Source organism: Gilliamella sp. wkB171 (assembly GCF_001693755.1).
Taxonomy (GTDB): domain Bacteria; phylum Pseudomonadota; class Gammaproteobacteria; order Enterobacterales; family Orbaceae; genus Gilliamella; species Gilliamella apicola_F.
The window spans coordinates 75,542-83,351 of record NZ_LYST01000021.1 but is presented as its reverse complement, the minus strand read 5'-3'; the positions used below and the strand labels follow the sequence as shown (position 1 = coordinate 83,351).

Annotated in this window: 10 protein-coding genes; all 10 read left to right on the top strand. The window is 32.7% G+C overall.

Annotated features, from left to right (window positions below):
• Window positions 1-253: 253 nt before the first annotated feature.
• The 10 genes from A9G03_RS01990 to A9G03_RS01945 all read left to right on the top strand — a co-directional run bounded on the left by A9G03_RS01990 (window position 254) and on the right by A9G03_RS01945 (window position 7,810).
• Window positions 254-559: a phage holin family protein gene (locus A9G03_RS01990; RefSeq protein ID WP_065633652.1), complete on the top strand. Its 306-nt coding sequence runs from the start codon at window positions 254-256 to the stop codon at window positions 557-559.
• 2 nt (window positions 560-561) lie between these two features.
• Window positions 562-1,002 carry a D-Ala-D-Ala carboxypeptidase family metallohydrolase gene (locus tag A9G03_RS01985; protein ID WP_065633651.1) on the top strand — a complete coding sequence of 147 codons (441 nt, stop codon included), beginning with the start codon at window positions 562-564 and terminating at the stop codon, window positions 1,000-1,002.
• Window positions 1,003-1,734: 732 nt separating this feature from the next.
• Complete coding sequence (locus A9G03_RS01980; RefSeq protein WP_065633650.1) at window positions 1,735-1,938, top strand: phage tail terminator-like protein; 204 nt, start codon at window positions 1,735-1,737, stop codon at window positions 1,936-1,938.
• A gap of 20 nt (window positions 1,939-1,958) precedes the next feature.
• Window positions 1,959-2,618: a phage tail protein gene (locus A9G03_RS01975; protein ID WP_065798294.1), complete on the top strand. Its 660-nt coding sequence runs from the start codon at window positions 1,959-1,961 to the stop codon at window positions 2,616-2,618.
• Between the two features lie 12 nt (window positions 2,619-2,630).
• Window positions 2,631-2,942 carry a phage tail assembly chaperone gene (locus tag A9G03_RS01970; RefSeq protein ID WP_065798293.1) on the top strand — a complete coding sequence of 104 codons (312 nt, stop codon included), beginning with the start codon at window positions 2,631-2,633 and terminating at the stop codon, window positions 2,940-2,942.
• 62 nt (window positions 2,943-3,004) lie between these two features.
• Window positions 3,005-3,247, top strand: a complete 243-nt coding sequence (locus A9G03_RS01965) for a DUF1799 domain-containing protein (protein ID WP_065798292.1) — start codon at window positions 3,005-3,007, stop codon at window positions 3,245-3,247.
• Window positions 3,248-3,625: 378 nt separating this feature from the next.
• Window positions 3,626-3,832, top strand: coding sequence for a hypothetical protein (locus A9G03_RS01960; protein WP_065798291.1), 207 nt, complete (start codon window positions 3,626-3,628; stop codon window positions 3,830-3,832).
• 140 nt (window positions 3,833-3,972) lie between these two features.
• The gene (locus A9G03_RS01955; RefSeq protein ID WP_065798290.1) at window positions 3,973-6,657 is read left to right on the top strand and encodes a phage tail tape measure protein; all 2,685 of its coding nucleotides are present in this window, start codon (window positions 3,973-3,975) and stop codon (window positions 6,655-6,657) included.
• A gap of 15 nt (window positions 6,658-6,672) precedes the next feature.
• Complete coding sequence (locus tag A9G03_RS01950) at window positions 6,673-7,014, top strand: phage tail protein (protein ID WP_065634665.1); 342 nt, start codon at window positions 6,673-6,675, stop codon at window positions 7,012-7,014.
• A gap of 61 nt (window positions 7,015-7,075) precedes the next feature.
• A complete protein-coding gene (locus A9G03_RS01945; protein WP_065798289.1) occupies window positions 7,076-7,810 on the top strand; it encodes a phage minor tail protein L in 735 nt (244 codons plus the stop codon).

Genomic DNA, 7,810 nt, shown 5'->3' with positions numbered 1-7,810 from the left:
ATGATTAGAAAATAGTAAAATATTAGGGATATTAGGTTCAATCCTTTATTATTCATTGAAATTAAATAACTTGTCTAATAATGACAAGATAAAGATTAAGAAATTCATAGTATTATGCGTTATTTCTAATACATGTTATTTTTCAATAAAATTAACCTATCAAATTGTTTTTATTCATTATCTTTCCTATTTTAAATAAACAAAATCAGCGGTTAAATTGAATGACCGTTGTTAACTTATATAAAGATTTATTATGCCTATAAAAGATCCTAACAACATTAATTGGTATGTTGTTATTTATTTAATGATTGTCACCTTATTGGGTTCATTAGCCAGTTATTGCTATCACGTGCTCAATGGCAACAAATTCAATGTCTGGGTGTTATTTGCACAAATATTTATCTCAATATTTGCCGGTATATTGGTTGTACTGGGGGCAAGTTATTTTAACTGGGAATTTGAATTAGCAGGAGGCGTAGCTGGTCTAGCTGGTTGGTCAGGTGCAACCCTGATAAAAATACTCGAAGAAAAATTGTTAAAAAAAGCTAAAGGAGAATAACCGTGAAACTTACCACAAACTTTAAATTAGAAGAATTTACTAATTCTCTATTAGCCAGCAGATTAAAAATAGATAATAGCGTGCCTACAGAGCTGATGCCTAATATTAAATTAACCGCTGCAAAGTTGGAATTAGTTAGGCAAGCTTTAGGAAAGCCCATTATTATCACTTCTGGTTATCGTTGCCCTGCGCTAAATGCGCGTGTTGGTGGAGTCGCAACCAGTGCCCACACGCTAGGATTAGCCGTCGATTTTCATTCGTCTTTTGGTACACCTAAAGAAATTTGTCAACGATTAATCGATGCAAGAGTTGAATTTGATAAGCTTATTCAAGAACATAATCAATGGGTACACATAGGTTTTAGTCCTACATCTAACCGTCAACAGGTATTAACCGCGATAAAAAACAGTGGGAAAACAACATATGTTAATGGGTTAATCTAGTTACTACTCTTACTTTAACCTTATCAATTTTGCTCAGTGCTTAAATGAATTTTGTTAACAATAGATGTTGATTATGTCTAGTAGCTACAAAATTTTTTGAATGGAATCAATTAGTTTATTAATCAAGGGAAAGATAAGCCTGATACGCTGGTAAAACAAATAAGTATCAATATTTTACAAGACATCGTCTTTTCCCCCTTCGAATAACTCATCTCAACTTTCTGAATTAGAAAATCATCAGACAAATTTTAGTCGACAATTTGAGATCAATTGGCACGTATCATCTGATACTACAGAAGTAGAATTCGTTGATAGAGAAAATGTCAATTACATTGATTCTACTAACACTTCAAAACACTGCTTGGCATAAATAAAAATATGTCTTGTAATGTACAATCCATTTATATCACTAATCACAGCTAAAATATTGCTTGATTAGAGTTTGGTAATGTAAGACATACACCAAACAGAACGATCAAAAAAGCTATATTGAAAGCACAGACATATTCTAATAATCAGCTTAGTAAAGATGTGAAAAATTGATTTCAGCTATTTCGGCACTGCTTGAATCATATCTTTAAATAGTTGTAAAACAGGTACAATTATCCATATTTTTATGAAAATATTACTATTCAACAGCATCGATAATGCTTATTTAAGATCAACTTTATTACTAGCGATCACAACCTGTTTCGATTTGGATAGTGAATCAAGAGTTTATAAATAAGTATTGTGGTACCAATCAATACTGGCAAATCAGATGCTTTACGTATATGTGATGCAATTATTGCTCACTTTCCACTTAATTTAGAATTAAAAATAGGCAATTTTGCGCTTTATATTAATTCTTTACCAAGTGCTTATCCTGCTATAACGGATAAAACCACTTACACTATTCCCGTCAGTATGAATCATCTTGCTGACACTTTAATGTAATAAAATAAAGGAGTTAACACATGGGTTTTGCTTTACCTAATGGTGCACGAGTTTACGTGCAAAAATCAAAAGATGCTAAGCTTGATTTTAATATGATTACTAACGATAAAGAGGCTGTCGTGACATTAAAAGCTGGGCATGGACTTAATGTTGATGACGAAGTTGTTATTGCATCGTCATGGAATAAACTAAATAATGTTGTGGCACGAATTGTACGTGTTAATAATACTGATGTCACTTTAGGTAATATTAACACAGGTAATGTTAATGTATTCCCAGCTAACGAAGGCTTTGGTAGTCTTACTAAAATTACCGATTGGGAACGATTGCCACAAATTAAAGAAGTAGCCAGTGAGGGTGGTGAACAACAATTTGTACAAATTCAATTTTTAGAAGATGAAACAGAACGTCAATTACCGACAATAAAATCAGCTAAAACCAAAACTTTTACCATTGCTCATGATAGCTCATTACCGATTTATCCTTTACTACAAAGCTTAGATCAAACCAATGAAGTTGTGGCTATGAAAATGTATGTACCAAAAGCGAATGAAACACGTTATGACGCGGTGCGGGTTTCATTTGATCCAACACCAGAAACCACAATTAACGAAGTTGAAACAGTAAAAATTAGTACCACTGTTGAATCACCCGCTATTACATTTTATAAAGATAAATAAGGTGAATGGTCAATGGCAAAATTTAAATTAATTGCAGATCCCATTTTTAAATGCAAAGTGTTAATTGCTCGGCCTGGCCAAGAAGACGGATCAGTTGAGTTTACTTTCAAACATTATCCAGTCAATGAGCTTGCTAAATTTGAAGATGAACTGAAAAATAATGGTATTATTGATTTTATCATGAAAATTGTAGCAGGTTGGAGTTTAAATGATGAATTTAATCAAGATAATATGCAAATTTTATTAAATAACTATCCATCTGCTTCACAAGCAATTACAACAACTTACTATAAAGAATTATTTGGTCAACGCGAAAAAAACTAATTGAGCTTGTCACTGCGTTATATACGCCTGAACCTTCTAAAGATGAATTAGCTGCTTTTGGTTTGTCTGAGGATGATTATGATGGCGAATTTATAGAGATATGGCAGGATAATTTAGATTCATTTCGATTATTTAAAGCCATGTCAACGCAATGGCGTACAAGCATGAGTGGACTAATCGGGCTTGATTATAATTGCCTTCCTTGGGTGATGAAAGTGAATAATATTTTAGAAAGCGAAACGATTTTTCACGATATACAGCTAATGGAAAGCCAAGCCTTAAAAATAATTCATAAAACCAAATAACCGACGAAAGTCGGTTATCTAACACTTATCATTTTTTAATCTAAATAAGATAAGCGATAAGTAACATCTATTTATTCATAAATGAGCAATGGAAAAACGAGTCGAAACGGATTTATTACCAATAAAAAATAGCATAATAAATTAATTTATTGATATTAAAAAAATAAAGATTGTGATGACAAAATTGAAATAATCATCTTAAAACAGCCTAGTAACGGTGCGCAAACAAAAGTTATTGATTAATTTGCAATTTGTAAAATTGCAATAAACAATCAAATCTAAATTACAAATAGCAAAGTAAGCATACATAATAAAGCCATTAATGAATCAATCCATTTATTAGATTTATAGAAAATTAAGTTAGTTAAGGAAATAGAGATGAACAGAAATATTATTATTGCCGAATCAGATTTTGATAAGTTATATGCAAAATTAAGTCATATCACCGCTATATCTGAGTTATTAATTAGTGATATGGGCAATTCGCATTGGGCCGATGAGACTGTGCTAAATAGCATTTCAGCGATTTCAACCATATCAAATGAAATGCAAGATATAATAACCAAAAGACAAGAAATAAAGTAAGCACTATTATTGTTGGTAATAAATTCTTTAAATAATATTTAACAACAGATTTAATTTAAGATTGGCTTCTCTATTTGAGTAGAACAACTTATAACTTAATAAACTCGCTCAGGCGGGTTTTTTTATGCCTGGAGAGTATTATGGCAGAACAAATTACATCGCTAACGTTAAAAATTAATGTTAAAAGTGTTACAGAAGTAAATAAAAAATTGGATGATTTTACGAAAAAAGCTGATGCAGCTACCGTAGCATCAGATAGATTCAGTAATGCACAGTTAATGATGAATAGTAAATTTTCTCAAATAGCTAAAAGCATTGACTATAGTCGAATTAGTTTAAATGAGTATCAAAAAAGCTTAATTTTTAGCAGTAATACAACAAGAAGTTTAATAGAATTTAATGATAAATTATTTAAAAGCTTTAAAAATCAGATTGATAGTGTAAGAAATCTAACCTCAGCTTCGAAAGAGTTAAAAAATGCCAGAAAAGATCTTTCGGTAACAAACACAAATCAGAGCAAAGAAACCACTCCATCAGTCGGAAATAGTTTTGCTAATAAAATTAAAACCGAAATAGGTAAGTCATTTAATAACTTATTGACCACGATTAACCCAATAAATATTGGTATTTCTGCATTATCTAGTTTTTTAACAGGTTTAGTACCAAAATTATTCGAAACTGAATCAGCAACAGAAAAACTAGCCGCAGCACAAGATCGTTTAAATAAAGTATTGGACACAGATAAAAACACAGGATTTACTTTTTTATCTGATGAAATGATGAATTTACTTGGAAGAAATAGAGCGTTGGTTGAAGCCATGGTTAAATCAAGTAAAATAGATTTAGATACCATTATTTCAGTTATCAAACAACAATTGTATCATGATATAGAGAACGCGACAGATGGCTTAGTTGATCTGGTTAATTCAGCGAATTCAATGGGAATGAGAGCTGAAACAAATTTAAATTCAGTACTTAATAGTATAGATAAACTCAAATCCGGAAGCAAAATTGATTTGGATGAAATTGAAAATATTGAACTAAAAACAAAAAAATTAGCTGAATATTATGGAATGACTTATGAAGGCGCTAGAAGAGTATTAGAACAATTAGCTGATATAAGGTCTGAAACTGATTCAATTAAAGTAGAAGAAAAAATTAACAATTTAATAGAAGAACTAAGCCATCTTTACCTTACTTCCGAAAATAGTTCAAATAAATTCAAAATGTTGATTGATAGTTTGTTTGAAATTGAAAAAAAAGCGAACAATGCATCACTTAAACTAAAATCTTTAAAATTAATTACAAATTTAGAACAAGCACAAGATCCTAAAAAAAGCCCATTCTATCAATACGAAAGAATGATCATGAATCCACGTCAGCGTACAAAAGCTGAACTTGATGAAATGAATAGACTGGCAGATGCAGCTAATAAAATTTTTAAAAAAGATCAACCTGGTTATGTGACAGAAGATAAAAGAAACGCTGTAGCAGCTGCAATTGAAGCGAGTAATTCGAGCAGAGGAAATTCAACAACAAATTTATTACAAACATCCCAACAGCAAGAAATAAGTCTTAGAAATCAACTTCAAGAATTACAAGAGCAAAGTTTAGCAGTAGAAGCAATTACATCTGAACGTAGAAAATATCTGGATCTACAAAACCAAATTCAAGTATTAGAAAGCAGTAATAATAAAAAGAGACTTACTGAAGAAGAAAAATATGTTTTAGCGCACAAAGAAGCGTTACTTACTCAGTATGCAAAAAATGCGGCTATTGGTGATGAGATTGCTAAATACGAAGCAGCAGCTAAAGCTATTCAAAAAATGAAAGAATATACAGCAAATTTATCTGTTGACGGGCAAATTAAACAAGCAACATTTGGTATGTCATCAAAAGATGCTGCAAGACAAGCTCAATTAAAGCAACTTGATATAAATAAACAAAATGAGTTGGATAAAATAAAAGATCCAAGCCAGATAGAAAATTTAACAAACCAATATGATCAAGCTAAACAGACATTACAAAAAAGTTGGCAGCAAGATGATGCTAATCAAGGTAATTGGTTAATGGGGCTAAAAGTGGGACTTTTAGACTATGCTGATACTGCACAAGACGTATTTAGCGCAGCCAAAGGGTTTGCACAAAATACCATGGGCTCTATGGCAAATATGATGACTCAATTAGTGACGACTGGAAAAGCCAATTTTAACGAGTTTGCCCGTTCTATCTTAATTAATATTATTGAAATTATTAATAAGCTAATACTAGCCAGAGTAATTCAAACTGCTTTAGGGTGGATGGGGTTTGGTGGTGGAGCAGGTAAAGCAACAGGGGGGCTTCAAGATGCCTATAGTGGCGGCGAAATTCGTGGTTATGCAATGGGTGGTAATGTTGGATATGCGTTAAACCCAGGGGGCTTTACCGGTCGAGGTAATAAATATCAACCAGCCGGTATTGTTCACAAAGGCGAATTTGTTTTCACTAAAGAGGCAACCAAACGTATAGGGGTAAATACACTTTATGCATTAATGAATGATAAAAAACAAGAGTATGCTAGCGGTGGATATGTAGATGTTGGTCAGGCTTCACCCATTGCTTTTACTCGTCAATCAAATCAATCAACAAGTGCTGTAAATGTATCGGCAAATATTGCTGTTAATATGTCATCAGAAAACAACTCAGTAACAACGACAAAAAATAATATTGATGCAAAAGCTGTTGAGGCTCAAGTTGGTGCCGTTATACAGCAACGCATGAATGAGATGATGAAAAAACTTGTTTCACCTGGTGGTGACTTATATAACGTGATGCATGCAAGGTAAGTGATTGGAGAGGTTATGGCAGTAGATAAATTTCAATGGAAAACAATGGGAAATCCAAAAGTTTCGGATCTATCCAATATTAATGAAATTAGTTTTGGTGATGGTTATACACAATTATCAAGTACGGGCATTAATAGTACTACAGAAGAGTGGCAATTAACTTATATGGGGCAACAAAGCGAAGTTAAACAAGTTCGCGCTTTTTTAAATTCTCATATTATCAAATCTTTCAAATGGACTAATCCCTATGGTGAAGAAAAGTTATACCGAGTCGTAAATAAATCTATCGAATCAGAATTTATGGGGGGAAATGTTATTTCACTATCATTCAAATTTATTCAGGCTTATGCACCATAAATTATTATTACCTATTCAATTAACCACCTTTAGGTGGTTTTTTTATGTCTGGAGAACATAAATGCCAATAACACAGGACTTACAAGCACTTGAAGGTAACGAGCTAATTCAACTTATTGAACTTGATGGAACAAAATTTGGATTAGATGAAGTCCTTCGCTTTCATGCGCATAATGTCTCATCAGAGGGTTGGGCCTCTTTTGTTGTTGATAATTTACCTTCTATTAAATGGCAAGGAAAAGAATACTTACCTTACCCTTACGAACTAAAAGGTCTTGAGTTAAGTAGCACAGGCGCCCAACCGACACCAACGTTATCAGTTGGCAATATTGAAGGAAAAGTGACAAGGCTTTGTTTGGATTATGCAGATTTAGTTCAAGCAAAAATCAAAATCCATACCACAATGGCTAAGTATCTGGATGCGGCCAATTGGATTAAAGGTAATCCAAATGCAGATCCAGCTCAAGAACGCGTACAACTATTTTATGTAAATAGCAAAAAAACAGAAACCAAAACTGTGGTTGAGTTTGAGTTATGTTCACCTTTTGATATCCAAAATCTACAGCTACCAACAAGGCAAATTACCACTGTTTGCACTTGGTGTATGCGTGGCTGGTATCGAAGCGGTACTGGTTGTGATTATGCTGGTAATAAATATTTCACCAAAACTGGTGATCCAACGGATGATCCAGCAAAAGATGTATGCGGTGGACTTTTAAAAGATTGTAAAGCAAGGCATGGTAATGCTTCGCTTCCTTTCGGTGGTTTTCCAGCAGCTAATTTACAGAGTAAGTAA